Source organism: Marinobacter sp. (genome assembly GCF_039977835.1).
Taxonomy (GTDB): domain Bacteria; phylum Pseudomonadota; class Gammaproteobacteria; order Pseudomonadales; family Oleiphilaceae; genus Marinobacter.
On the sequence record NZ_JBDWCL010000027.1, the window covers coordinates 42,845 to 65,926 of the forward strand.

Genomic DNA, 23,082 nt, shown 5'->3' on the forward strand with positions numbered 1-23,082 from the left:
ACAAACCGGGTATCATTGCCCTCCAAACTTTTGACAGACAGCAGACTGGGAATGCTATGACCGAGCTGAAAAATGACCGTTTCCTGCGCGCGCTGATGCGTCAGCCCGTTGATCGCACACCGGTATGGATGATGCGTCAGGCCGGCCGATACCTGCCCGAATACCGTGCCACTCGCGCCAGGGCCGGGGATTTTCTCAGTCTCTGCAAGAATACCCCGTTGGCTTGCGAAGTGACCCTGCAACCCCTGGAACGTTTTCCACTGGATGCTGCCATCCTGTTTTCGGATATCCTTACCATCCCCGATGCGCTCGGCCTTGGTTTGTATTTCGAAACCGGAGAAGGCCCGAAATTCCGCAACACCATCCGGTCCGCAGCCGATGTGGCCGCGCTGCCAAAGATCAATGCGGAAGTGGATCTGGACTACGTGATGAACGCGGTGTCCACCATCCGGAATGCGCTCAATGGCAGTGTTCCGCTAATCGGCTTCTCCGGCAGCCCCTGGACCCTGGCCACTTACATGATCGAAGGCGGCTCTTCCAAGGACTTCCGCGAAGCCAAAAAGCTTATGTATGGCCAACCCGACGTGATGCATCAGTTGCTGGATCACCTGGCGGACTCGGTGATTGATTATCTCAATGGCCAGATCCGCGCCGGCGCCCAGGCAGTACAGGTTTTTGACACCTGGGGCGGTGTGCTTAGCAGCTGGGCCTATCAGGAGTTCTCCCTGAATTACATGAAGAAAATTGTCGCCGGCCTGATTCGTGAAAACGACGGACGCCATGTGCCGGTTATCCTGTTTACCAAGAACGGCGGTCAGTGGCTGGAGTCCATCGCGGATTCGGGTGCCGATGCAGTGGGCCTGGACTGGACAACAGACATCGGCAACGCACGTGCCCGTATTGGCGATAAGGTTGCCTTGCAGGGCAACATGGACCCGGCCATGCTGTACGCGCCACCTGAGCGGATTCGTCAGGAAGTGGCGGATATCCTGTCCCGCTATGGTTCCGGGCCGGGGCATATCTTCAATCTTGGGCATGGTATTACCCCGGACGTTGATCCGGAACATGCTGGGGCGTTTATTCGCGCTGTGACTGAGCTTAGTCCTCCGTATCACAATCAAGACTGAGAGTTGGGAGTGCCGGGTAGTTGCCGGGCCTTTACAAAACACGCCCGTGAATACGTCCCTGTAGGGCTCGGTCGCGCCATCCTTGGCGCTCCACGGTTTTGGAAAGACCCGGCAACCACCCTTGGTCGCACTTTCGCGTTAACGCCCCCGAAGTTTGCCCTGCCAGGTGCTAGCGCTAGATTGATGTCCCTGTGCGGTCTATAGTCATATCAGATAAGACCGGTAAACAGGAGTAACCCTTGCCAGCCAAATCTCCCGAAAAACGTCGTTTCCACAGAATCTCCTTCGATGCCGATTGTGAGATGCATTGCCAGGATGAAGTGTGGCCAACCGAGGTATTGGATATTTCACTGAACGGCGTTCTGGTGCAGCGGCCGACGGAATGGAATGTTCCGTTGAAGCAGCCGTGCGAGGTGATTATCCACCTTGATGATCATAAAACCGCGATCGTAATGGCGGTGGAACTACGGCATATCGAAGAGCATAGGTTGGGGTTCAAGTGTCAGTATATTGACCTCGAGAGTGCGACCCATCTCAAGCGGCTGGTGGAGTTGAATCTGGGGGACCAGGCGTTGTTGGAGAGGGAGTTTGCGCATTTGATTGAGTGAGGCGGGGAATTCCGGAGATAACTGCGAAGGTTTGTAGGCGGGGTTGGAAGGGCCTTTCCAAAAATGTGCGGAGCCATGGATGGCGGAGCCCAAGCGCACAGGGATGTGCTTGTAGCGTTTTTTGGAAAGGCCCTTCCAACCCCGCCTGGCACCAAACAAGCAGGCTACAAACCGAACCTTAAAGCTCCTCCAGTGCCGACAGAGCATCACTAAGCTTGGTCACCGGAATCACCTTCATCCCCTCAATAACCTTACGAGGCGCATTGGACTTGGGCACAAGGGCTCGGGTAAAGCCGTGCTTGGCAGCCTCGTAAATGCGTTCCTGTCCACTGGGCACCGGCCGGATCTCGCCCGAAAGCCCAACCTCGCCAAAGATTACCAGATCCTGGGGCAGGGCGCGGTCGCGGAAGGAGGACACGATGGCCGCGAGTAACGCCAGGTCCGCGCTGGTTTCGTTGACCTTGACGCCACCGACGACATTCACAAACACATCCTGATCGGAGACATGCATACCCCCATGGCGGTGCAACACCGCAAGCAGCATCGCCAGCCGGTTCTGGTCCAGCCCTACCGCAACACGCCTTGGATAGCCACCCTGGGCCATATCCACCAGCGCCTGGATCTCCACCAGCATCGGCCGTGTGCCTTCCCATACCACCATCACCACGCTGCCAGGGGCCGCCTCCTCCCCCCGGTTCAGAAAGATCGCGCTGGGGTTTTTAACTTCCTTCAGGCCCTGCTCCAGCATTGCGAACACGCCCAGCTCGTTCACTGCGCCAAAGCGGTTCTTGATGCCTCTGAGGGTGCGGTAACGACTGTCACTGGAACCCTCCAGCAGGATGGAGCAGTCAATCATATGCTCCAGCACCTTCGGTCCCGCCAGGCTGCCATCCTTGGTGACGTGGCCCACCAGGAACAGAATGGTGCCGGTCTGTTTGGCAAAGCGGGTCAGGTAGGCGGCGCTTTCGCGAACCTGGGAAACGCTGCCCGGAGCGGATTCCGACTCGGCCACGTGCATCACCTGAATACTGTCCACCACCAGGATGCGGGGTTTTTCGGCTTCAGCTATCTGCATCACCCGCTCGACGCTGGTCTCGGACAACATCTTCAGGTCTTTGGTGGGCAGTCCCAGGCGCTTGGCCCGCATGGCCACCTGTTGCAGTGACTCCTCGCCGGTGACATAGAGCGCTGGAACACTGGAAGCCAGATGGCATACCGCCTGTAGGAGCAGGGTGCTCTTGCCGGCACCCGGATGGCCTCCCATGAGAATGGCAGAGCCCTCCACCAGTCCGCCACCCAGCACACGGTCGAATTCCTGCATGCCGGAGCTGATACGGGGCTGTTCCGCCAGACTGACGTCATCGAGGCTCTTTACTTCCGACAGGCTGCCTGCAAAGCCCTCGAAGCGTGCTCCACGGGCCCCCTTGGCATTGCCGCCACTGACGCCGCGGACCTCACTGATGGTGTTCCAGGCCTGACAGGCAGTGCATTGGCCCTGCCACTTGGAATAGTCAGCGCCACACTCGGTGCAGACGAAGGCGGTTTTGGCTTTTGCCATCAGGCCAGCTTCTTGTACTTCATGCGCTGGGGCACCATCGCAGAGTCACCCTTGCGCTTCTTGTGATCCTCATCGTATTCAGTGAAGTTACCCTCGAAGTACACCACCTCGCCATCGTCCTCGAACGCCAGGATGTGGGTGGCTACCCGGTCCAGGAACCAGCGGTCGTGCGAGATCACGAGGGCGGAGCCGGGGAAGTTCAGCAGCGCCTCTTCCAGCGCGCGGAGGGTTTCCACGTCCAGGTCGTTGGTGGGTTCGTCCAGAAGCAGCACATTGCCGCCTTCCTTGAGAAGCTTGGCCAGGTGCAGGCGGTTGCGCTCACCACCGGACAGGTCGGCCACCCTTTTCTGCTGGTCGGAGCCCTTGAAGTTGAAGCGGCCCACGTAGGCCCTTGACGGGGTTTCGTAGTTACCGATCTTGATGATGTCGTTGCCGTCGCTGAGCTCTTCCCAGACCGTGTTGTCGCCATTGAGATCCCGCATCTGGTCCACGTAGGCCAGCTTCACCGTTTCGCCTACGGTAATGGTGCCCGAATCCGGCTTGTCGTGCCCGGCAATCATACGGAACAAGGTGGACTTGCCTGCGCCGTTACCACCGATGATGCCCACGATGGCGCCGGGAGGTACGCTGAACGACACATCTTCGTACAACAAGTGGTCGCCGAAGGACTTGCTGATGCCCTCCACTTCGATCACCTTGTCGCCAAGCCGAGGGCCGGGTGGGATGTACAGCTCATTGGTTTCGTTGCGCTTCTGGAACTCCTGGGAGCTCATTTCCTCAAAACGGGCAAGGCGGGCCTTGCTCTTGGACTGGCGGCCCTTTGCATTGCTGCGCACCCATTCCAGCTCGTGCTTGATGGTCTTCTGGCGGGAGGCTTCCTGCTTGGCTTCAACTTCCAGGCGTTTTTCCTTGTTCTCCAGCCACTGGCTGTAGTTGCCTTCAAACGGAATGCCCTGGCCACGGTCCAGCTCGAGAATCCAGCCGGCAACGTTGTCCAGGAAGTAACGGTCGTGGGTAATGGCAACCACAGTACCGGTATAGTCATGAAGGAAGCGCTCCAGCCACGCCACGGACTCCGCGTCCAGGTGGTTGGTGGGTTCGTCGAGCAATAGCATGTCAGGGCTGGAAAGGAGCAGCCGGCAGAGAGCCACCCGGCGACGTTCACCACCCGATAGGTTCTTTACCATGGCGTCCCAGGCCGGCAGGCGCAGGGCGTCGGCAGCAACTTCCATCTTGCGCTCGATATCGTGGCCGTCGCTGGCCTGGATAAAGGCTTCCAGTTCTCCCTGCTTTTTGGCCAGGGCATCAAAGTCGGCATCGGGCTCGGCGTAGGCAGCATAGACCTGGTCCAGCTCGGACAGGGCATCGTGGATTCCGGATACCGCCTCGTCGACAATCTCCTTGACGGTTTTGCTGTCATCCAGCTCGGGCTCCTGGGGCAGGTAGCCTACGTTAATGCCCGGCTGTGGGCGGGCTTCGCCAATGTAATCCTGATCTATACCGGCCATAATACGTAGCAATGTAGACTTACCGGCACCGTTCAGGCCCAGTACGCCGATCTTGGCGCCCGGGAAGAAGCTCAGGGAAATGTCCTTGAGAATTTCACGCTTGGGCGGAACCACCTTGCCCACGCGGTTCATGGTATATACGTACTGAGCCATGTCGTCAGAGTCCTTCTTGCGAAGTGTGTTTCAGAAATAGTGAAGGGGTCTGGCTAAGGCCATCGGGTAGGGCGATCCGGGATCGTCAAAATCATGGATGATTTTGTCGAGCGTACAGGGACGTATTTACAGCGTATCCCGGATCGCCCTACCGGATGGCCGAAACTCCAATAGGTAGCCACAACCTATGAATATTGACCGAGTAAGGTATCGAAACCAACCAGGGATAGCAATTGAGCAAAAACCGCCGCTGGCCGCGTGTCGGTATCTGCGGACGGTATAAAGGATGATTTTTTACCCATTTGTAAGATAGAATAGCGGCCCATTTTTCGGGCAGCTAAGCACACAGGGGCAGCGCATCCATGTTTAATCGTGATATGAAAATCGCCGGCTTTGACGACGAGCTCTGGAACGCCATGCAGGCGGAAGAGAAACGCCAGGAAGCTCATATCGAGCTGATCGCGTCTGAGAACTATACCAGCCCTCGGGTGATGGAAGCCCAAGGCAGCGTGCTGACCAACAAGTACGCGGAAGGCTATCCCGGCAAGCGTTATTACGGTGGTTGCGAGTTTGTGGATATCGCTGAAGACCTGGCCATCAGTCGTGCCAGGGAGCTGTTCGGCGCTGCCTATGCCAACGTACAGCCACACTCCGGGTCCCAGGCCAACTCAGCCGTTTTCATGGCGCTGCTGAAGCCGGGGGATACCGTTCTGGGTATGAGTCTGGCCCATGGCGGCCATCTGACCCATGGAGCCAGCGTCAACTTCTCCGGCAAGATCTATAACGCCGTGCAGTATGGTCTCAACCCGGATACCGGCCTGATCGACTACGATGAAGTAGAAAGCCTTGCCCTTGAGCACAAGCCGAAAATGATCATTGCCGGCTTCTCAGCGTATTCCCAGGCGCTGGACTTTGCCCGTTTCCGTGAGATTGCTGACAAGGTCGGCGCCTACCTGTTTGTCGACATGGCGCACGTTGCAGGCCTGGTAGCGGCTGGCGTATACCCCGACCCGGTTCCTCACGCCCATGTCGTTGCGACCACTACGCACAAGACGCTGCGCGGCCCACGTGGCGGCCTGATCCTGGCCTGTGATGATGCTGACCTGCAGAAGAAACTGAACTCTGCAGTGTTCCCTGGCGGTCAGGGCGGCCCGCTGATGCATGTGATTGCGGCCAAGGCCGTCTGCTTCAAGGAGGCCATGAGTGATGAGTTTAAAGCCTATCAGAAGCAGGTCATCAAAAATGCCAAAGCCATGGCCGAGGTGTTTGTGTCACGTGGCTTTGACGTGATTTCCGGTGGCACCGAGAACCACCTGTTCCTGGTCAGTCTGATCAAGCAGGACATTACCGGTAAGGATGCGGATGCCGCCCTCGGCCGTGCCCATATCACCGTGAACAAGAATGCGGTTCCTAATGATCCACGTTCACCGTTCGTGACCTCTGGCCTGCGCATTGGCACCCCGGCCGTTACAACTCGCGGCTTTGGTGAGTCCGAGTGTCGCGACCTGGCGGCCTGGATGTGTGACATTCTGGACAACCTGGAAGACAACGCGGTTAATGACCGGGTTCGTGAACAGGTCGCCAGCCTGTGTGATCGCTTCCCGGTTTACGCCGGCTAATCAGCCCGAACGCACCGTCAGGCGCCTTGCTTTGCGACGCTTGATGGATTGCAGGAGCTTCAGCTTATGCATTGTCCTTTCTGTGGTGAAGCGGATACCAAGGTAATCGATTCGCGCCTGGTGGCCGAAGGTGATCAGGTGCGTCGCCGCAGGGAGTGTCTGTCCTGTCGTGAGCGTTTTACCACCTTTGAATCCGCCGAGCTGGTGATGCCCCGCGTCGTCAAGCAGGATGGCACGCGTCAGCCGTTTGACGAAGAAAAGCTGAGGGCGGGTCTGATGAAAGCTCTGGAAAAGCGCCCCGTCAGCATTGAGGAAATCGAGGCGGCGCTCAATCGTATCCGGTTCCGGTTGCGGGCCACCGGAGAGCGGGAAGTAAAATCCATGCAGTTGGGCGAAGAGGTAATGACCGAGTTACGGCAACTGGACAAGGTTGCCTATGTTCGGTTTGCCTCGGTTTATCGCAGCTTTCAGGATGTAAACGAATTCAAGGAAGAGATTGAGCGGCTTTCCGCGACCTCGGGTGAAGACCCTGTGGATGTGGCCAAGGTTCTGGCAGACAACCATTCCTCCAAAGGACAGGCATGATCGACGCCCAGGACACGGCATTTATGGCCAGGGCGGTGCAGCTTGCGTGGCGCGGCCGCTATTCCACCCATCCAAATCCCCGCGTGGGTTGCGTGATTGCCAGTGGCAGCAGGATTCTTGGCGAAGGCTGGCATGAACGAGCCGGCGAAGCGCATGCCGAGATCCGCGCACTGAGTCAGGCAGGACCGGATGCCCGTGGTGCAACGGCCTACGTTACGCTGGAGCCCTGTAGCCATTTCGGCCGAACACCGCCTTGTGCCAAGGCATTGATCGAGGCCGGGGTTGCCCATGTGTTTGCCGCCACCAAAGACCCGAATCCCTCGGTCTCGGGGCGTGGCCTGGATATGCTTCGGGAGGCAGGTGTTCGGGTGACTGAAGGCCTGTTGGCAGAGGAGGCCGTGAGGCTGAATCCCGGTTTCATGAAGCGGATGAACGTGGGCCGCCCCTATGTTCGACTTAAAATGGCAGCCAGTCTCGATGGCAGGACTGCCATGGCCTCAGGCGAAAGCCAGTGGATTACGGGCCCTGAGGCCCGTCGTGACGTGCAGCGGCTGCGGGCCATAAGTGATGCCATCCTGACCGGCGTGGGAACGGTGTTGGCTGATAACCCATCCCTCACTGTGCGCAGGGGCGAGCTGGGGGACATCGGTGATGCCACTGAACCATCACGTCAGCCGCTGCGGGTAATAGCGGACCGTGATGCCCGTACGCCGCCCGGCGCGACCATACTCCAGGGGGGCAATGTTCAGCTCTATTGCGCTTCGCCGACACTGGCAACAGCACAGGCTCAGGATCTTGCCGCGCTGGGGGTGGGCCTTACAGGCGTTGCCTGGAAAGACAACGGGATTGATGTCCGTGAACTGCTGGACTCACTGGGTGAGTTGGGGATCAACGAACTCCTGGTGGAAGCTGGCCCGACTCTGGCCGGAACCTTTATCAATGAGCGCCTGGTTGACGAACTCTGGCTCTACCAGGCGCCGGTGTTCCTTGGCAGTACCGGCCGGCCAACGGCCAATCTGCCGCTCGAATCCATGGCGGACAAGGTACAATGGAAAGTGCTGGATCGCCGTCAGCTGGGTGAGGATCAGCGACTGATCCTGGCGCCAGCCTGACTGGAATTAAATTCATGGTGGACCGGAGCGGGTAACAGCGCGGTCAGACCAAAAGGGTGCAAAAAACGGTATGGCACTGAACAGCATAGAAGAGATTATCGCAGACATTCGTCAGGGCAAGATGGTCATCCTGATGGATGATGAAGACCGGGAAAACGAAGGCGATCTGGTGATGGCTGCCGAACATTGCACGCCTGAGGCGATCAACTTCATGGCCCGGTTTGGGCGTGGCCTGATCTGTATGCCCATGACCCGGCAACGGTGCGAACAACTTGGCCTGCCGTTGATGGTACAGCAGAATGCATCTGGTTTTGGTACCAAGTTCACCCTCTCAATCGAGGCAACCGAGGGTGTGACCACTGGCATATCAGCCGCTGACCGCGCCCGCACGGTGCAGGCGGCCGTCGCCCGAAATGCCAAGGCATCGGATCTGGTTCAGCCGGGGCATATCTTCCCGCTGATGTCGGACCCGGGAGGCGTTCTCAGCCGCGCTGGCCATACGGAAGCTTCCTGCGACCTGGCGGCTCTGGCAGGATGCGAACCGGCCGGCGTAATCTGCGAAATCATGAACGACGATGGCTCCATGGCCCGCCGTGAGGACCTCGAGAAATTTGCTGAGGCTCACGACCTGAAAATTGGCACCATTGCCGATCTGATCCACTACCGTACCTTGAATGAGCGCACCATTGAGTGTGTGGAACAGTACGACCTGGACACCGAATACGGAGTGTTCAACCTGCGAACCTATCGTGACAATATCCAGGGTTCCACGCATCTGGCCATGGTGATGGGTGACATATCCGCCGACGATCCGGTCCTGGTGCGTGTGCATATTACCGATACTTTGCGGGACCTGCTTGGTGCCCGCCGTGCGGACTCCCGCAGCTGGCCGCTCCATCATGCCCTGGAAAAGATTGCCAGCGTAGGTCGGGGCGTGGTGGTTCTGCTCAACAGTGCGGAAGACAGCTACAATCTTGAAGACCGGATTCATGAATTTTTCGAACAGGACAAAAAATCTGCGGGTAAGGGCAGCTCTGGTGTCTATTTTACCGTCGGCACCGGCTCACAGATCCTGCGGGATCTTGGTGTGGGAAAAATGCGGCTGTTGAGCCCGCCCATCAAATTTTCGGCGATTTCCGGTTTTGAGCTGGAAGTCGTGGAATACGTGCCCTATACCCCCGAATGATGAACCCGGCAGCGCTACGCCAGAAGGGCGGAGTTGCCACTGAAGGAGCCATGCATGGCGGATATCAAAGTTATTGAAGGTGATTTTACCCACTGCAGCGGCAAATACGCGCTGGTTGTTGGTCGTTTCAACGGATTTGTAGTGGAAAGCCTGGTGGAGGGCGCGGTGGATACCTTGCGGCGTCACGGTATTGCTGATGCAGACATCACCATCGTGCGGGTGCCCGGTGCCTATGAAATGCCGCTGGCGGTCAAGCGCGTGGCCGAGACTGGCAACCACGATGCCATCATCGCGCTCGGTGCAGTTATCCGCGGCGGAACTCCCCATTTCGAATACGTCGCCGGTGAGGCGTCCAGTGGCTTGGGGGCGGTCAGCCTGGAAACTGACGTACCGGTTACGTTTGGCGTGCTGACAGTTGACTCCATTGAGCAGGCCATTGAGCGTGCCGGTACCAAAGCTGGCAACAAAGGCGCCGAGGCGGCCATTACGGCGCTGGAAATGGTTAGCCTTTTCAAGAAGCTGGGTGAATGATGAGCGCACCGGAAGACAGTACTGCGCAACCGGCCCCGGCTGGCCAGCCCAAGGCTGGCGACAGGCGACGGGCGCGGGCCCTCGCCATGCAGGGGCTATATCAGCGCCATTTCAGCAAGAGCTCGATTACCGACATCGAGTCTGAGTTTATCGTCGACAATGATATGTCGAAGGTCGATACGGCGTACTTCCGCGATCTCCTCAGGGGTGTCCACCGGGAGCAGGCCGAGCTGGATCGCTTGCTGGAGCCATTCCTGGACCGGCCGATTCACGAAGTGGATGCCATTGAGCTGGCCATCGTCCGGCTGGGCACCTATGAACTCAAATACCGGCTGGATGTTCCTTACAAGGTGGTTATCAACGAAGGGATCGAGATGGCCAAAAAGTTTGGCGGCACCGAAGGCCACAAGTTCGTTAACAGCCTGCTTGACAAGCTCAGCCATCGTCTGCGCCTGGCCGAGACCCGACCGCGCTGAGTGATGGGTGAGTTCGAGCTGATCCGACGCTATTTCTTTCCTATCGCAGAGGCGGGAAACACCTCTGCGGTTCTGCTCGGCCCCGGGGACGACTGTGCAATACAGCGGATCGAACCGGGGAGGGATCTGGTTTTCTCCGTTGATGCGCTGGTTGAAGGCGTTCATTTCCCCCACCACTACGACCCTGAAAAGCTTGGCTGGCGAAGCCTCGCTGTTGCGGCCAGTGACCTGGCCGCCATGGGGGCGGATCCAGTCTGCTTTACCCTTGCATTGACACTTCCTGATGCCGATCCCGATTGGCTGCATGCCTACGCCAGTGGGCTGGCAAGTGCGGCGAGTTGCTTCGGGCTCTCGCTCGCCGGTGGTGACACTACCCGTGGGCCGTTGATGCTTAGCCTTCAGGTCCATGGTACGGTGCCACGGGGGCAGGCCATTCGGCGTTCTGGCGCCCAGGTGGGAGACTATGTCTGTGTCTCGGGTACCCTTGGGGAGGCTGGAGCCGCGCTGAATTATCTGGAGAGCAACAACCCGCAGGCGGATGAACAGGCTGTGCTGGCCAGATATCATTACCCCGAACCACGATTGCGCCTCGGTGCTGCACTACGTGGAAGCGTGTCGGCCGCCGTGGATATTTCTGATGGCCTGATAGCCGATCTGGGACATCTTCTGGAGGCATCCGGGGTGGCGGCGTGCATCGATGTGGCTAAGCTTCCGCTATCCGCGGCATTGAAACGCCTTGTTGGTGAAAACGCGGTCAACCTGGCACTGAACGCCGGAGATGATTACGAGTTGTGCATCACCATCAGCCCGAGGGAGTGGGGGAGTCTGTCGGAAGATATTCGCAGCCGGTTGACCATCATTGGTGAAGTAAAACCCGGAGACGGCCTTGTCATAAATGACGATGGACAGTCTCGAGCCCCCGGTGCCGGCGGCTACGACCATTTCAGAACCTGATTTTTGAGCAGCGATAACAACTTTCAGGAACCCGAAAGTGCGCCGCTCAGTGAATCTGCTGTTCTTCCGGTAGAAGGCGCACTACGTGCAGAAAACGTCTCAATCCAGTTTCTGCGCGTTGGCGGGAGGCGAAGGGCCCACTGTCAAAACCCTCGCGGGTGGTGAAATACCACTTGCTTCCGACGCAGAAGAACCGACTGCTTCGGAACGGTGCGGGGCCGTTTTCTCCGGACCGACGTTGGGTATCCATGCTTTCTCCTGAGCCCTTTATCGTTTTTCTGTTGGCGGGCAGTGGAATGTTTTGTTGGCCGATTGCTTAAAACTAAATCAATTTCCGCCGAATTCAACATTTTTTTACAATATTCGGTCCGTCACGGGCCTGTGTACGTAATCGAAACGTCATTGGGTTACTGTAAACAGGCGGTATGTCTTGCTCTTGGCATTGCCACTCTTCAAAATGCCTTTCAATCTCAAGTGATCATCCGCCGGGTATCGACGGTCTATAGCACAAGGACATAGTATGAGTATTCATCACGTTTTGGTCATTTTCAGGAAAGCGAGCTACCTCTTCGTAGCTTTGTCTGCAGGGGTCGTTCTTGCCGGATGCAGCTCCACCATGGGCAACGTCAAGACCTGGGAGGGCGACGCTGATGAATCCCGGGCTGCCGTGCTCAAGGCCCCCGCCGAGATCAAGGTGCAGCAGGTTAATGGCCGCAGCCAGACCAATTTCCTGATGGACGATCTGGCGCTGGATTTTGATCTGCTTCCCGGTGAAAACCATGTTGTATTCACCTACAAAACCATCTGGGCAAAAAGCGGAGTTGTTCGCAACGGCGAATCCAAGGTGCATGTTGTTGAAACCGCTCCTCAGGAAGCCACCATTGATGTGAAACCCGGTGAAGTCTATCGTTTCGATTTTCAACCCCCCGCGAACAGGCAGGAAGCGGAGGCGTTCGCCGATGATTTTTCCGCTGATATCGTCAATGCGTCGAAGGAGGTGGTTGCCACTTCAAGCGCCTGGGATGGTCGTTCTTCAGGGCAGCCTCCTGTTGCCCGTACCCTTGTCGGCTCCGGCGGTGGCGATTCTGGTGCCGAAGGCGGGGGCACACTGGCAGAACTCAAGGCGCTCTGGGGTGAAGCCACTGAGGAAGAGCGGCGCACCTTCCTACGCTGGGCGTTCGAGTAATGCCGCGGGGGTGGTTTTGACACCGCTCCCTGGTTTTCCCGCCAGCGGTCAATGTCGAAAGCTTTTGAACACCTTTCTCAAGGCACCCTCCATCAGGGTAAGTGCCTCATCCGCCAAGGTCTTATGATTATCCACCTGGTAGTCTGGTTCCTCGCTCTCCGGTGTGAGGGTCGTTGCTGCCTTTTCTATTGCGGACAGGCTGTCTTCAAGCAGGCCTGTCAGTGAGTCACCGTCGGCTACCACATCCGGACACAGGGTGAAGTTTACAGTGAGGCTGCCCTGGTAGCTCACTGCCACGATAACCAGTCCCAGGCTGTCAAAAAGCGGTGCTGAATTGAACTGTCGGACCAGGCGGGCCCCCTGGAGGTATAGGGGAACCTGCGGCCCGGGTACGTTGGTGATCGGCAGATTGAACACCGGCTGGTACCTCTGGGCGATCTGGAGCTCGGAATAGAGACGGGCCGAGAGTGCTAGCATGGTGGACGGCAACAATTCTGTCAGGCGGTCTGCCGCAATGGCTTCCCGGTAGGGCTCGGATTCCACTGCATTCCAGTGGATGCGGTGAATCCGCTTTGCCGGATTCGGCTCGTTGGTTGCCAGATCGAGCAGCATGGCAGACATCTGATTTCCGGTGGCTTTGCGCAGGCTGCTGGAGCGAACCGAGATTGGCGTCATGGCTACGAGGGAACGATCGGTTTCCACGTCGTGGTTTGCCAGATATCGGCGCAGAGTCTCTGCGCAGAGCCCGAGAACCACATCGTTCAATGTCACATTGCCCAGTGTTGCCTTGATGGCCTTGAGGCGGGACAGGTCCAGGCTGGTTGAGATGATCTGCCGGTTCGCAGTGATCTGCCGGTTAAACGGGCTGTGGGGTGCGGAAAACAATGGAAAGGGCAATGGCAGTTTCCGCATCTGTTTCTGAATAAGTCCCCGGGCTGTCGCTTCGGCCGCATTGACGGCCAGGGAAGTCATCTGCAAGGGCTTGCGTAGCAGGTTGGCGCCGGCCTGGAACACTACCCGTTCTTCCGACGGTTCCGGTCTTGGGTTCCATGTTCGAGGGGTTTCTATGGTCCGGGCGTGGGGCGTGTATTCCAGCAGCTTACCAATGATTTCTTCACCGCTGAATGCGTCAATGGCGGCATGGTGGAGTTTTACAATGAGAGCGAAACTCTTGCTGTCGGGGTCATTTTCATCGAGCTGAAAGCCGTCGACGAAGGTAATGTGCCAGAGCGGGCGATCTCTCTTTAACGGTTCCTCCAGTATTCGGGAGGCCAGTCCCATCAGGCTTCCCAACTGGCCATGATCACCAAGGTTAACGTAGGCAAGGTGCCGTTCAATGCTGAAGTCCGGATCATCAATCCAGTAAGGGCGCCCAAGCCTCAGGGGGATCTCCTTGAGGCGTTGACGGAACAGTGGCACCACATGGAGGCGGCTGCGCAGGTAGGCAACAAAGGTACTGAAGGCCAGTGGGTTCTCGCGCTCCCGGGCATCAAAAAGATAGATGCCGCCGATATGCATGGGAGCGGTTTCTGACTCCAGATAGAGGAATGAGGCATCCAGCTCCGACAACTGCCGCATGGTTTGAGCTCCGTTCACAGGTTCTTGCGTCGGGGCAGTATAAACGAACGAGGAGGTTTTCCGTTGGCCATTTTGCCTTTGGTGTGTCTGTCCCCTCGGTCAGCAGCCTGGATTCAGCCCTCCAGCCAGGCTGCAATGGCGCGGGATTTGCCCAGCTTTTCCCAGAACCACATCAAGGCCTTGCCCTGATCCTCCGAGTGCCTTGCCAGGTGGAGCATAATGGGTTGCCGGGGCTCATGTACGTCCAGCGCAATCAGCGTGCCATTGGCCAGTTGCTCGCGTACGCGAGCTTCAGGCAACCAGCCGACCGCCAGTCCAGCCTGCTGGACAGCGATTTTCTGGTCAATGTTGGCGACGGTAATGGTTCGCTGGCGCCGGAATATGCCGGCGTGGCCCGGTGGCAACGACCGAGAGGTGTCTGCAGCCACGGCGGCGGGGAAGGGGGCGATATCTTCCTCGGTCAGTGGTTGCGTTGCCGTTGCCAGGGGGTGGTCCGGCGCGATGGCGTAGACAAACCGCATTTCCCCCAGTGGAGTGGTGGTAAACGAGCCGGCTGGTTTACTGATCTGGTCGGCGCCTACGACAAGGTCCACCCGTCGACTTTGCAATGCATCCCAGGAACCGGCAAAGACTTCTTCCACCAACTGCACTTCCACCGGCACGCCGAGCTCGTAGAACTCTTTAACGGCAGGGAACAGACACTCGGCCGGAAGCAGAGAGTTGAAGCCGATGCGCAGGCGGGTTTCCCAGCCCTGGGCGACCTGGCGGGTGGTGTGGGCCAGGTTTTCGGCAGCTTCCAGCAGGGTGCGGCCTTCTTCCAGCAGGTAGCGACCAGCCGGGGTGAGGGCCGCGCGATGGCCGGTACGGTCGAAGATGGCTACGTTGAGGTCTTCTTCCAGCTTCTGGACGGTATAGCTGATGGCAGAGGGCACGCGGAAGAGTTCGTTGGCCGCGCCGGCGAAGCTGCCCTTGCGGTCAATGGCATCAAGGACTTTGAGGGCGTCTATGGTGATGGCTGTATGCATGTTCGAATTATCTGATTGTGTTGGCCAGAATTGATTGTTTGAGAGCGTAGCAGGGTGGCCGGTATTCTTCCTTTAATTTCTTTTGATCCGGGCTTTGGGGCTCGGATCACCTCACGTTATTTAATTGGAGGCTATATGGGACTTCTCGTTGACGGCAAATGGCATGATCAGTGGTACGACACATCGAAAACCGGTGGCAAGTTTGAGCGTGAGGCTGCAAGGTTTCGCAATTGGGTGACGGCGGATGGGTCGGCCGGGCCGGATGGCGAGGGTGGCTTCCCCGCCGAGTCGGGGCGGTATCACCTGTATGTATCCATGGCCTGCCCCTGGGCGCATCGAACGTTGATTTTTCGGGCCCTGAAGGGGCTGGAAAAGCATATTACAGTGTCGGTGGTGCATCCGGATATGGTGGAGAACGGCTGGGAGTTCCGGCCGGATGAGGTTGCGCATCGGGATGATGTCAACGGTAAACGTTTCCTGTATGAGGTGTACCTGGAGGCGGCGCCGGATTATTCCGGGCGGGTGACGGTTCCGACGTTGTGGGACAAGGAAAAGCAGACGATTGTCAGTAACGAGTCTGCAGATATTATCAGGATGTTCAATTCGGCTTTTGACGGGCTGGAAGGTGTTCGCAGCGACCTGGATTTCTATCCGGAAGAATTGCACGGCGAGATTGCCGAAGTGAACGACCGGGTTTACCACACGGTGAATAACGGCGTGTATAAGGCAGGGTTCGCCACCGCCCAGGATAAGTACGAAGAGGCTTACGGGGCATTATTCGATTCACTTGACTGGCTGGAAGAACGGCTTTCTGGGCAGCGTTACCTGGTGGGAAATCGGCTGACAGAGGCGGACTGGCGGTTGTTCACCACACTGATTCGCTTCGACGCGGTATATTACGGCCACTTCAAGTGTAACCGCCAGAGGATCTCCGATTTCACGGCGCTCTCGGGGTATCTGCGGGATCTTTATCAGGTACCGGGCGTGGCGGATACCGTTGATATCCAGCAGATCAAGCGTCATTACTATGTGAGTCAGCGTACCGTAAATCCGACGCAGATTGTGCCGGTAGGGCCGGCGCTGGATTTTGACGCGCCCCATGGCAGAGAAGCTCTAGGTTAACTTACCCGCGCAACCGCAATCTCGGTCAGCATTACCAGGGCTTCTTTATGACCTGACTCGGGAATGGCCTCCAGGCATGCGGCCGCCAGGGCGGCCTGCTCCCGGGCTTTTTCCATGGTGTATTCCAGTGCTCCAGACTGATTGACGATCTGAAGAATGCGGGGCAGGTCATCCAGCCCTCCCTTGCGGATAGCCCGGCGAATCAATTGCTTCTCGTCGTCACTGGCTTTCGCCATGGCATAAATGAGTGGCAGGGTGGTTTTCCCCTCGGCCAGATCGTCACCCACGTTCTTGCCCATCGCTTGAGCGTCGCCGCGGTAGTCCAATACGTCATCCACCAGCTGGAAGGCCAGGCCGAGGTGTTTTCCGTAAGCGCTTAGTGCCTGCTCCCGGTCTTCATCCGCGCCGGCCAGCAGCGCACCGGTGTGGGAGGCCGCTTCAAACAGCATGGCGGTCTTGTTGTGGATGACTTCCATATACTTCTCTTCACTGACGTCCGGGTTCTTTACGTTCATCAGTTGGAGTACCTCGCCTTCGGCGATGACGGCCGTGGCGTGGGAAAGCACCTCCATAATGCGGAGGCTCTGCAGTTCGACCATCATCTCGAAGGCACGGGCGTAGAGGAAATCACCTACCAGGACACTCGGCGCGTTGCCCCACCTGGCGTTGGCGGTGCTGCGGCCCCGGCGCATGTCTGAGGTGTCTACCACATCGTCATGGAGGAGCGTGGCGGTATGCAGGAACTCTATTACCGCGGCAAGCTTCAGATGGTCCTCTTTATCGTAACCCAGGGCTCGGCTTGAGAGTAAAACCAGTAGTGGTCTCAGTCGCTTACCGCCGCTTTCGATAATGTACTGGGCGATTTTTTCCACCAGTGGAACGTCAGAGGAGAGCCGCTTGATGATCAGATCGTTGACGCGGCTGAAGTCGTCCGCGACGGTGTCGTAAATTCGCTGGGCTGTCATGCGGCTGGTCCGGTCCCTTGTCTGGTGTTTTCGTTGGAAAAATAGGCGGGTGCCGCAATGCTAGGTATTGCGGTGATCAGTGTCAACTTGGCTTGTAAAGCGCCGGCGGTTTTCGTACAATCACGCGCCCAACTCATCCCAACCTGCGCTCCCTGCTATAGGGTTGCCGAAGCGCTTCCCTTAGAACCAGGCGGATAAGAGCAGGGATGGGTCAATCGCGGAGAACGTTAATGTACGCAGTTATTGTTAGCGGTGGTAAACAGCACCGTGTAAAAGAAGGCGAAACTCTGAAGCTGGAAAAGCTGGAAGTGGAGACCGGCGGCAACGTCGAGTTTGACCGCGTTCTGCTGATCGCCGATGGTGACAAGGTTCAGGTTGGTGCGCCGGTTGTTGATGGTGCCAAAGTGACAGCGGAAGTGGTTAACCACGGTCGTCACGACAAGATCCAGATCATCAAGTTCCGTCGCCGGAAGCATTCCATGAAGCGTCAGGGCCACCGTCAGTGGTTTACTGAAGTCAAGATCACGGGTATCCAGGGCTAAGACCCTCGAGTAACCCCTTAGATAAGGAGGCTGGTAATGGCTCATAAAAAGGCAGCAGGTAGTACCCGTAACGGTCGCGATTCCGAGTCGAAACGACTTGGTGTCAAGCGCTTCGGCGGCGAGACTGTATCTGCAGGCAGCATCATTGTTCGTCAGCGCGGTACCCGTTTCCACCCGGGTCACAACGTTGGCCTCGGCAAGGACCACACCCTGTTTGCCACGGCAAACGGTCAGGTCAAGTTCGAAGTGAAAGGTCCTGAGAACCGCAAGTTCGTGAGCATCGTTCCGGCTGCGTAAGCAGCGGCGATCTCGGGTTCTGTCGAACCTTGGGCGGCCCTGATATGATTTGATATCAGAGTCACCTGGAGCCCCGCATAGCTTCCATGAGGCTGCGGGGCTTTTTAGTTTATGCGCAGTGCGCAAAGGGTTGAGTGATGAAGTTCGTAGACGAAGCCACCATCATTGTTGAGGCGGGCAAGGGCGGCCACGGTTGCCTGAGTTTTCGCCGTGAAAAATACGTGCCCAAGGGCGGCCCCGATGGTGGTGACGGTGGCGACGGTGGCTCTGTGTATCTGGAAGCCGACAGCGCGCTCAATACGCTGATCGATTACCGCTTCCAGCGCAAGCACAAGGCCGAGAATGGCCAGCCGGGTTCCGGCCGTAACTGCACCGGTATCAAGGGTGAAGATCTGGTTTTGCCGGTGCCGGTGGGCACCACGGTGGTGGACATGGACACTCACGAAGTACTGGGAGACCTGACCCGCGCCGGTGAGCGACTGAAAGTGGCCCAGGCCGGTTTTCATGGTCTGGGTAATACCCGTTTCAAGTCCTCGGTAAATCGTGCTCCGCGCCAGACCACCAAGGGCTCCGAGGGTGAGCTTCGTAATCTGCGCCTGGAGCTGAAGGTGCTGGCGGATGTTGGCCTGCTTGGCATGCCCAACGCCGGCAAGTCCACGTTTATCCGTTCAGTATCGGCAGCCCGACCAAAAGTGGCGGACTATCCGTTCACTACCCTGGTGCCCAATCTTGGTGTTGTAAGCGTACAGACCCACCAGAGCTTCGTTATTGCTGACATCCCCGGCCTGATTGAAGGCGCGGCGGAAGGTGCCGGCCTGGGAATCCGTTTCCTCAAGCACCTGGTGCGCACACGTTTGTTGCTGCATCTCGTGGACGTGGCGCCTTACGATGGTTCTTCACCCGTGGAAAGTGTTCGAGCCATAGAGCACGAACTGGAAAAGTTCAGCGAAACGCTTGCCAGCAGAGAGCGTTGGCTGGTGCTGAACAAGGTTGACATGGTTTCTGAAGAAGACCGCGAGGCCCACTGCCAGGCGATCATCGACGAACTTGACTGGAAAGGTCCTGTGTTCAGCATTTCCGCGCTCAGCGGCGAGGGCACCAAGCCGCTCACGCAGGCTGTCATGCGCTGGATTGAAGATCAGGCACAGGAAGAGGCCGAAAACCCCGAGTTCGCCGAGCGTGAAGCTAAGCGTCGCCGCCAGATGGACGACGAAGCGCGTGCCAGAATCGAAGCAGAGCGCCAGATCCGCCGCGAAGCCCGTCAGGGTGACGATGATGACGACGACTTCGATGACGATGATTACGATGTCGAGGTGGTGTACGCCCCCGAGTAACGGAGTTTGGAGCCGGTGGGCAGGGCGTTGCGGGACACGCTGTGAATACATCCATGTACGCTCGACAAAAACATCCCTGTTTTTGACGTTCCCGCAACGCCCTGCCCACCGGCTCCTCTATGGACCGAGTTAGCATGAGCAAACGAATACAGCTACGTCAGGCTCGCCGCCTGGTCGTGAAAATCGGAAGCGCGCTGCTGACCAACGATGGCCGTGGTCTGGATGTGGCCGCCCTGGGGTTATGGGTGGACCAGATTGCCGAATTGGTCACGGCGGGCGTTGAGGTAGTTATTGTGTCTTCAGGCTCTGTGGCTGAGGGCATGAGCCGCCTGGGCTGGACCGTTCGTCCTGAGCAATTGCACGAGCTGCAGGCAGCCGCCGCCGTTGGCCAGATGGGACTGGTGCAAACGTGGGAGGCCCAGTTCAAGCGCCATGATATTCATACCGCCCAAATCCTGCTCACCCACGACGATCTATCCGACCGCAAGCGCTACCTCAACGCCCGCAGCACTCTGAGGGCCTTGTTGGATTTCGGTGTAGTGCCCATCGTCAACGAAAACGACACCGTGGTCACTGACGAAATCCGCTTCGGCGACAACGACACCCTGGGTGCTTTGGTTGCAAACCTGATTGAGGCAGATGGCCTGATCATACTCACCGACCAGCTCGGCTTGTTCGATAAGGATCCTCGCAAGAACTCCGATGCTCAATTAGTTGATGAGCGACGTGCTAGTGATTCCGGGCTCGATGCTATGGCAGGCGGTGGGGCAGGCGTCCTGGGCCGCGGGGGCATGCAGACCAAAGTTCGCGCCGCCCGGCTGGCCGCACGCTCCGGCGCTTTCACAGTCATCGTTGGTGGCCGGATCGAAAAAGCCATCGCCCGTCTGCGTGACGGCGAAAGCATCGGCACCCTCCTGCTGCCCGAGCAGGGGAGAATCGCCGCCCGCAAACAGTGGCTGGCCAGCCATCTTCAGACCCGGGGCAAACTCACGCTCGACCAGGGTGCCGTCAACGTTCTTTGCCGGGGCGGCCGCAGCCTTCTGCCGGTTGGAGTAAAAAGCGTCTCCGGTCAGTTCCGCCGCGGCGAAATGGTCTCCTGTGTCGACGAAACGGGCAAGGAAATCGCCCGCGGCCTCGTCAACTACGACGCCGACGAAGCCAGAGCCATCGCCGGCCGCCCAAGCAGCCGAATAACAGAGGTGCTGGGCTACATCTCCGACGAAGAAATGATCCATCGCGATAACATGGTCATTGTCTGATTAACTCTGCAGTTCGGAAGTAAAGGCCGGCAACCCCCTCCCCAAACCGTGCATTGCCAGGGATGGCAATGCCGAGCCCCCAGGGATGGGTTTACGGCGTGTTTGGGGAGGGGGTTGCCGGCCTTTACTGTGCGCCCAGGGAAGCATTCAGGCACAAAAAAACCGGCCAGATTGGCCGGTTTCTTTATTCAAGGTTCCGCAAGGACGTTTTACGCGGTCTTCAGGGCCTTGATGCGGGCACTCAGACGGCTCTTCTGGCGAGCAATCTTGTTCTTGGCGAACACGCCCTTGTTAACCATGCTGTCCATAATCGGCTGAGCCTTCTGGAAAGCGGCTTCCGCTTCTTCCGGCTTGCCGGCTTCAATGTTGGTCTGGACTTTCTTGATATAAGTACGCGCCATGGAACGCAGGCTGGCATTGTGCTTGCGGTTCTTCTCGTTCTGACGTGCGCGCTTCTTGGCTTGCGGGGAATTTGCCACCGTATAACTCCTGAGATCTGTGAAATCCGAAATTCGTGTGAAACGATTCGTAAAAATCGCGGGCGCGCCAAAACCAGCGCGTCGAAATAAATGACGCGGAACTATGCCGCCAACGTCCCAAAATGTCAAGACTCACCGGGATTTCATCCCGGTATCCACAAGGCCTGTGGTAAACTCGCCGCTCAGTGCCGGAGCGTACCTGACGGCCTTAGGTAAATACCGAAACCAAAGCCGGTTTGCGCCGGAAAACACCCGAATCAATCGAACCCATTGTCCAGGCCACGAATGTCGCCCGAACCTGAACAGAGAGAAAAACAGAAGGCACTGCCCAAGCCGCCGGGATTGCTGAGGTCATCCGGCGTTGTCGGCATAATGACGATGCTCTCGCGGGTCCTCGGCCTGGTGCGGGATATGGTGATTGCCCGTTATTTCGGCGCTGGTGCAAGTGCCGACGCCTTCTTCGTTGCCTTCAAGATCCCTAACTTCCTGCGTCGCCTGTTCGCCGAAGGAGCGTTTTCCCAGGCCTTTGTGCCGGTGCTTTCTTCCTATCGGCGGCAAGAATCGGTCACTGACGTCAGGCGGCTGGTGAACGCTGTTGCCGGCTCGCTGGGGCTTGTCCTGCTGGGTGTTACCGCTATTGCCATGCTGGGTGCGCCCGTGCTGACAGCTGTCTTCGCACCGGGCTTCCTGGATGATAGCGTCAAGTTCGGCCTGGCAAGCGAGATGCTACGCATTACATTCCCGTACCTGTTACTGGTTTCGCTCACGGCTTTTGCTGGCGGCATCCTTAACAGCTACGACCGCTTTGCCGTCCCCGCGTTCACGCCGGTATTGCTGAACCTTGCGATGATTGGCGCTGCCATCTTCCTGTCTCCGTTGATGGAAACCCCCATCATCGCACTGGCATGGGGTGTATTTATCGCCGGTGCGCTACAGCTCTTCTTCCAGCTTCCTTTCCTGATGCAGTTGGGGCTGATGCCACGGCCCAGGGTGGATTACAAACATGAAGGCGTAAGCAGGATCCTGAAGTTGATGGTGCCGGCGCTATTCGGTGTGTCTGTCAGCCAGATAAACCTGCTGCTGGATACGGTGCTGGCCTCTTTCCTGCAGACCGGCAGTGTTTCCTGGCTTTATTATTCGGATCGGCTGTCGGAGTTGCCCCTGGGTGTTTTCGGTATAGCCATCGCTACCGTCATCCTTCCGAGCCTTTCCCGCAAGCACGCGGCGGCTTCTGCCGACCAGTTTGCGGCAACGCTGGACTGGGCCGTGCGGGCTGTGCTTTTGATCGGCCTGCCAGCAGCGCTGGCACTGGCCCTTCTGGCAGAACCGTTGATTGCAACCCTGTTTCACTATGGCGAAGTCACCGACCGGGATGTCGCCATGGCGGCCCAAAGTCTGCGTGCCTATTCTGCCGGCCTTCTGGCCTTCATGCTCATCAAGGTGTTGGCGCCGGGCTATTTTGCCCGTGAAGACACCAAGACTCCGGTGAAGATCGGCATCATAGCGATGGTGGCCAATATGGTGTTCAATCTGGCGCTGATCTTTCCGTTGGCGCATGCCGGGCTGGCGTTGGCTACGTCTTTGTCGGCCTGGCTGAATACCGCTCTGTTGTGGCGGGGATTGATAAAGGAAGGTGCGTGGAAATGGCAGCCGGGCTGGCCGCGATTCCTGATCCAGATCGGGCTTGCCAATGGGGCCCTGGCCGTGGCGATTCTGTGGCTGCAGCCGCCGGTTGACCGGTGGCTGGGGGCGGGAGGTCTTCAGCGCGCCACGGATATGGGTATTCTCGTAGTCTCCGGCGTCGCCGTGTATTTTATTGTGTTGGCAATGGCCGGGGTACGGGTAAGACATTTCCGCCACAGGTAGGTTATAATCGCG

General features: G+C 58.0%; 23 protein-coding genes. 16 read left to right on the plus strand and 7 right to left on the minus strand.

Going from position 1 to position 23,082, the window contains the following annotated elements; genetic code table 11:
• The first annotated feature begins 56 nt into the window (after positions 1 to 56).
• Together hemE and ABJM11_RS08280 are read left to right on the plus strand one after the other, a co-directional pair.
• On the plus strand, positions 57 to 1,127 hold the full coding sequence (hemE, locus tag ABJM11_RS08275) for a uroporphyrinogen decarboxylase (protein ID WP_348296901.1): 1,071 nt from the start codon (positions 57 to 59) through the stop codon (positions 1,125 to 1,127).
• A gap of 239 nt (positions 1,128 to 1,366) precedes the next feature.
• Positions 1,367 to 1,735, plus strand: a complete 369-nt coding sequence (locus ABJM11_RS08280) for a PilZ domain-containing protein (protein WP_348296902.1) — start codon at positions 1,367 to 1,369, stop codon at positions 1,733 to 1,735.
• Between the two features lie 178 nt (positions 1,736 to 1,913).
• On the opposite strand, the gene radA is transcribed toward ABJM11_RS08280, so the two are convergent.
• On the minus strand, positions 1,914 to 3,293 hold the full coding sequence (radA, locus tag ABJM11_RS08285) for a DNA repair protein RadA (protein ID WP_348296903.1): 1,380 nt from the start codon (positions 3,291 to 3,293) through the stop codon (positions 1,914 to 1,916).
• Positions 3,293 to 4,954: an energy-dependent translational throttle protein EttA gene (gene ettA / locus ABJM11_RS08290; protein ID WP_348296904.1), complete on the minus strand. Its 1,662-nt coding sequence runs from the start codon at positions 4,952 to 4,954 to the stop codon at positions 3,293 to 3,295. Before ettA ends, radA begins: the two co-directional genes overlap by 1 nt.
• A 362-nt stretch (positions 4,955 to 5,316) precedes the next feature.
• Between ettA and glyA the strand changes: the two genes are divergently transcribed.
• The 7 genes from glyA to thiL all read left to right on the plus strand — a co-directional run bounded on the left by glyA (position 5,317) and on the right by thiL (position 11,417).
• The gene (gene glyA / locus ABJM11_RS08295) at positions 5,317 to 6,573 is read left to right on the plus strand and encodes a serine hydroxymethyltransferase (protein ID WP_348296905.1); all 1,257 of its coding nucleotides are present in this window, start codon (positions 5,317 to 5,319) and stop codon (positions 6,571 to 6,573) included.
• Positions 6,574 to 6,639: 66 nt separating this feature from the next.
• Positions 6,640 to 7,158, plus strand: coding sequence for a transcriptional regulator NrdR (gene nrdR, locus ABJM11_RS08300; RefSeq protein ID WP_348296906.1), 519 nt, complete (start codon positions 6,640 to 6,642; stop codon positions 7,156 to 7,158).
• A complete protein-coding gene (gene ribD / locus ABJM11_RS08305; RefSeq protein ID WP_348296907.1) occupies positions 7,155 to 8,270 on the plus strand; it encodes a bifunctional diaminohydroxyphosphoribosylaminopyrimidine deaminase/5-amino-6-(5-phosphoribosylamino)uracil reductase RibD in 1,116 nt (371 codons plus the stop codon). The genes nrdR and ribD overlap by 4 nt, the downstream gene beginning before the upstream one ends.
• A gap of 70 nt (positions 8,271 to 8,340) precedes the next feature.
• A complete protein-coding gene (gene ribBA, locus ABJM11_RS08310) occupies positions 8,341 to 9,456 on the plus strand; it encodes a bifunctional 3,4-dihydroxy-2-butanone-4-phosphate synthase/GTP cyclohydrolase II (protein ID WP_348296908.1) in 1,116 nt (371 codons plus the stop codon).
• Between the two features lie 54 nt (positions 9,457 to 9,510).
• The gene (ribE, locus tag ABJM11_RS08315) at positions 9,511 to 9,987 is read left to right on the plus strand and encodes a 6,7-dimethyl-8-ribityllumazine synthase (protein WP_027830993.1); all 477 of its coding nucleotides are present in this window, start codon (positions 9,511 to 9,513) and stop codon (positions 9,985 to 9,987) included.
• The gene (gene nusB, locus ABJM11_RS08320; RefSeq protein WP_348296943.1) at positions 9,987 to 10,463 is read left to right on the plus strand and encodes a transcription antitermination factor NusB; all 477 of its coding nucleotides are present in this window, start codon (positions 9,987 to 9,989) and stop codon (positions 10,461 to 10,463) included. Before ribE ends, nusB begins: the two co-directional genes overlap by 1 nt.
• Positions 10,464 to 10,466: 3 nt before the next feature.
• A complete protein-coding gene (gene thiL / locus ABJM11_RS08325) occupies positions 10,467 to 11,417 on the plus strand; it encodes a thiamine-phosphate kinase (protein ID WP_348296909.1) in 951 nt (316 codons plus the stop codon).
• A 46-nt stretch (positions 11,418 to 11,463) separates the two neighbouring features.
• On the opposite strand, the gene ABJM11_RS08330 is transcribed toward thiL, so the two are convergent.
• Positions 11,464 to 11,667 (minus strand): DUF6316 family protein, encoded by a 204-nt coding sequence (locus tag ABJM11_RS08330; protein ID WP_137437968.1) that lies wholly within the window; start codon positions 11,665 to 11,667, stop codon positions 11,464 to 11,466.
• Between the two features lie 270 nt (positions 11,668 to 11,937).
• Here ABJM11_RS08330 and ABJM11_RS08335 point away from each other — a divergent pair, with 270 nt between their 5' ends.
• Positions 11,938 to 12,603 (plus strand): DUF2057 family protein, encoded by a 666-nt coding sequence (locus ABJM11_RS08335; RefSeq protein WP_348296910.1) that lies wholly within the window; start codon positions 11,938 to 11,940, stop codon positions 12,601 to 12,603.
• A 48-nt stretch (positions 12,604 to 12,651) separates the two neighbouring features.
• Here the strand turns inward: ABJM11_RS08335 and ABJM11_RS08340 are convergent, their stop codons facing one another.
• Entirely contained in the window at positions 12,652 to 14,181 is a 1,530-nt protein-coding gene (locus ABJM11_RS08340; protein WP_348296911.1) for a wax ester/triacylglycerol synthase family O-acyltransferase, read from the minus strand.
• 113 nt (positions 14,182 to 14,294) lie between these two features.
• Positions 14,295 to 15,206: a LysR substrate-binding domain-containing protein gene (locus ABJM11_RS08345; RefSeq protein WP_348296912.1), complete on the minus strand. Its 912-nt coding sequence runs from the start codon at positions 15,204 to 15,206 to the stop codon at positions 14,295 to 14,297.
• A 135-nt stretch (positions 15,207 to 15,341) separates the two neighbouring features.
• On the opposite strand from ABJM11_RS08345, the gene ABJM11_RS08350 reads away from it, so the two are divergent.
• Complete coding sequence (locus ABJM11_RS08350) at positions 15,342 to 16,328, plus strand: glutathione S-transferase family protein (protein WP_348296913.1); 987 nt, start codon at positions 15,342 to 15,344, stop codon at positions 16,326 to 16,328.
• On the opposite strand, the gene ispB is transcribed toward ABJM11_RS08350, so the two are convergent.
• Complete coding sequence (gene ispB, locus ABJM11_RS08355) at positions 16,325 to 17,293, minus strand: octaprenyl diphosphate synthase (RefSeq protein ID WP_348296914.1); 969 nt, start codon at positions 17,291 to 17,293, stop codon at positions 16,325 to 16,327. The genes ABJM11_RS08350 and ispB overlap by 4 nt on opposite strands.
• A gap of 230 nt (positions 17,294 to 17,523) precedes the next feature.
• Between ispB and rplU the strand changes: the two genes are divergently transcribed.
• The 4 genes from rplU to proB all read left to right on the plus strand — a co-directional run bounded on the left by rplU (position 17,524) and on the right by proB (position 20,725).
• Positions 17,524 to 17,835, plus strand: a complete 312-nt coding sequence (gene rplU / locus ABJM11_RS08360) for a 50S ribosomal protein L21 (RefSeq protein WP_348296915.1) — start codon at positions 17,524 to 17,526, stop codon at positions 17,833 to 17,835.
• A gap of 36 nt (positions 17,836 to 17,871) precedes the next feature.
• Positions 17,872 to 18,132 (plus strand): 50S ribosomal protein L27, encoded by a 261-nt coding sequence (rpmA, locus tag ABJM11_RS08365; RefSeq protein ID WP_150994607.1) that lies wholly within the window; start codon positions 17,872 to 17,874, stop codon positions 18,130 to 18,132.
• Between the two features lie 137 nt (positions 18,133 to 18,269).
• On the plus strand, positions 18,270 to 19,466 hold the full coding sequence (gene cgtA, locus ABJM11_RS08370; protein WP_348296916.1) for an Obg family GTPase CgtA: 1,197 nt from the start codon (positions 18,270 to 18,272) through the stop codon (positions 19,464 to 19,466).
• Between the two features lie 134 nt (positions 19,467 to 19,600).
• On the plus strand, positions 19,601 to 20,725 hold the full coding sequence (gene proB, locus ABJM11_RS08375; protein ID WP_348296917.1) for a glutamate 5-kinase: 1,125 nt from the start codon (positions 19,601 to 19,603) through the stop codon (positions 20,723 to 20,725).
• 209 nt (positions 20,726 to 20,934) lie between these two features.
• On the opposite strand, the gene rpsT is transcribed toward proB, so the two are convergent.
• Complete coding sequence (gene rpsT / locus ABJM11_RS08380) at positions 20,935 to 21,204, minus strand: 30S ribosomal protein S20 (RefSeq protein ID WP_348296918.1); 270 nt, start codon at positions 21,202 to 21,204, stop codon at positions 20,935 to 20,937.
• 285 nt (positions 21,205 to 21,489) lie between these two features.
• Here rpsT and murJ point away from each other — a divergent pair, with 285 nt between their 5' ends.
• Entirely contained in the window at positions 21,490 to 23,070 is a 1,581-nt protein-coding gene (murJ, locus tag ABJM11_RS08385; RefSeq protein WP_348296919.1) for a murein biosynthesis integral membrane protein MurJ, read from the plus strand.
• Positions 23,071 to 23,082: the final 12 nt, after the last annotated feature.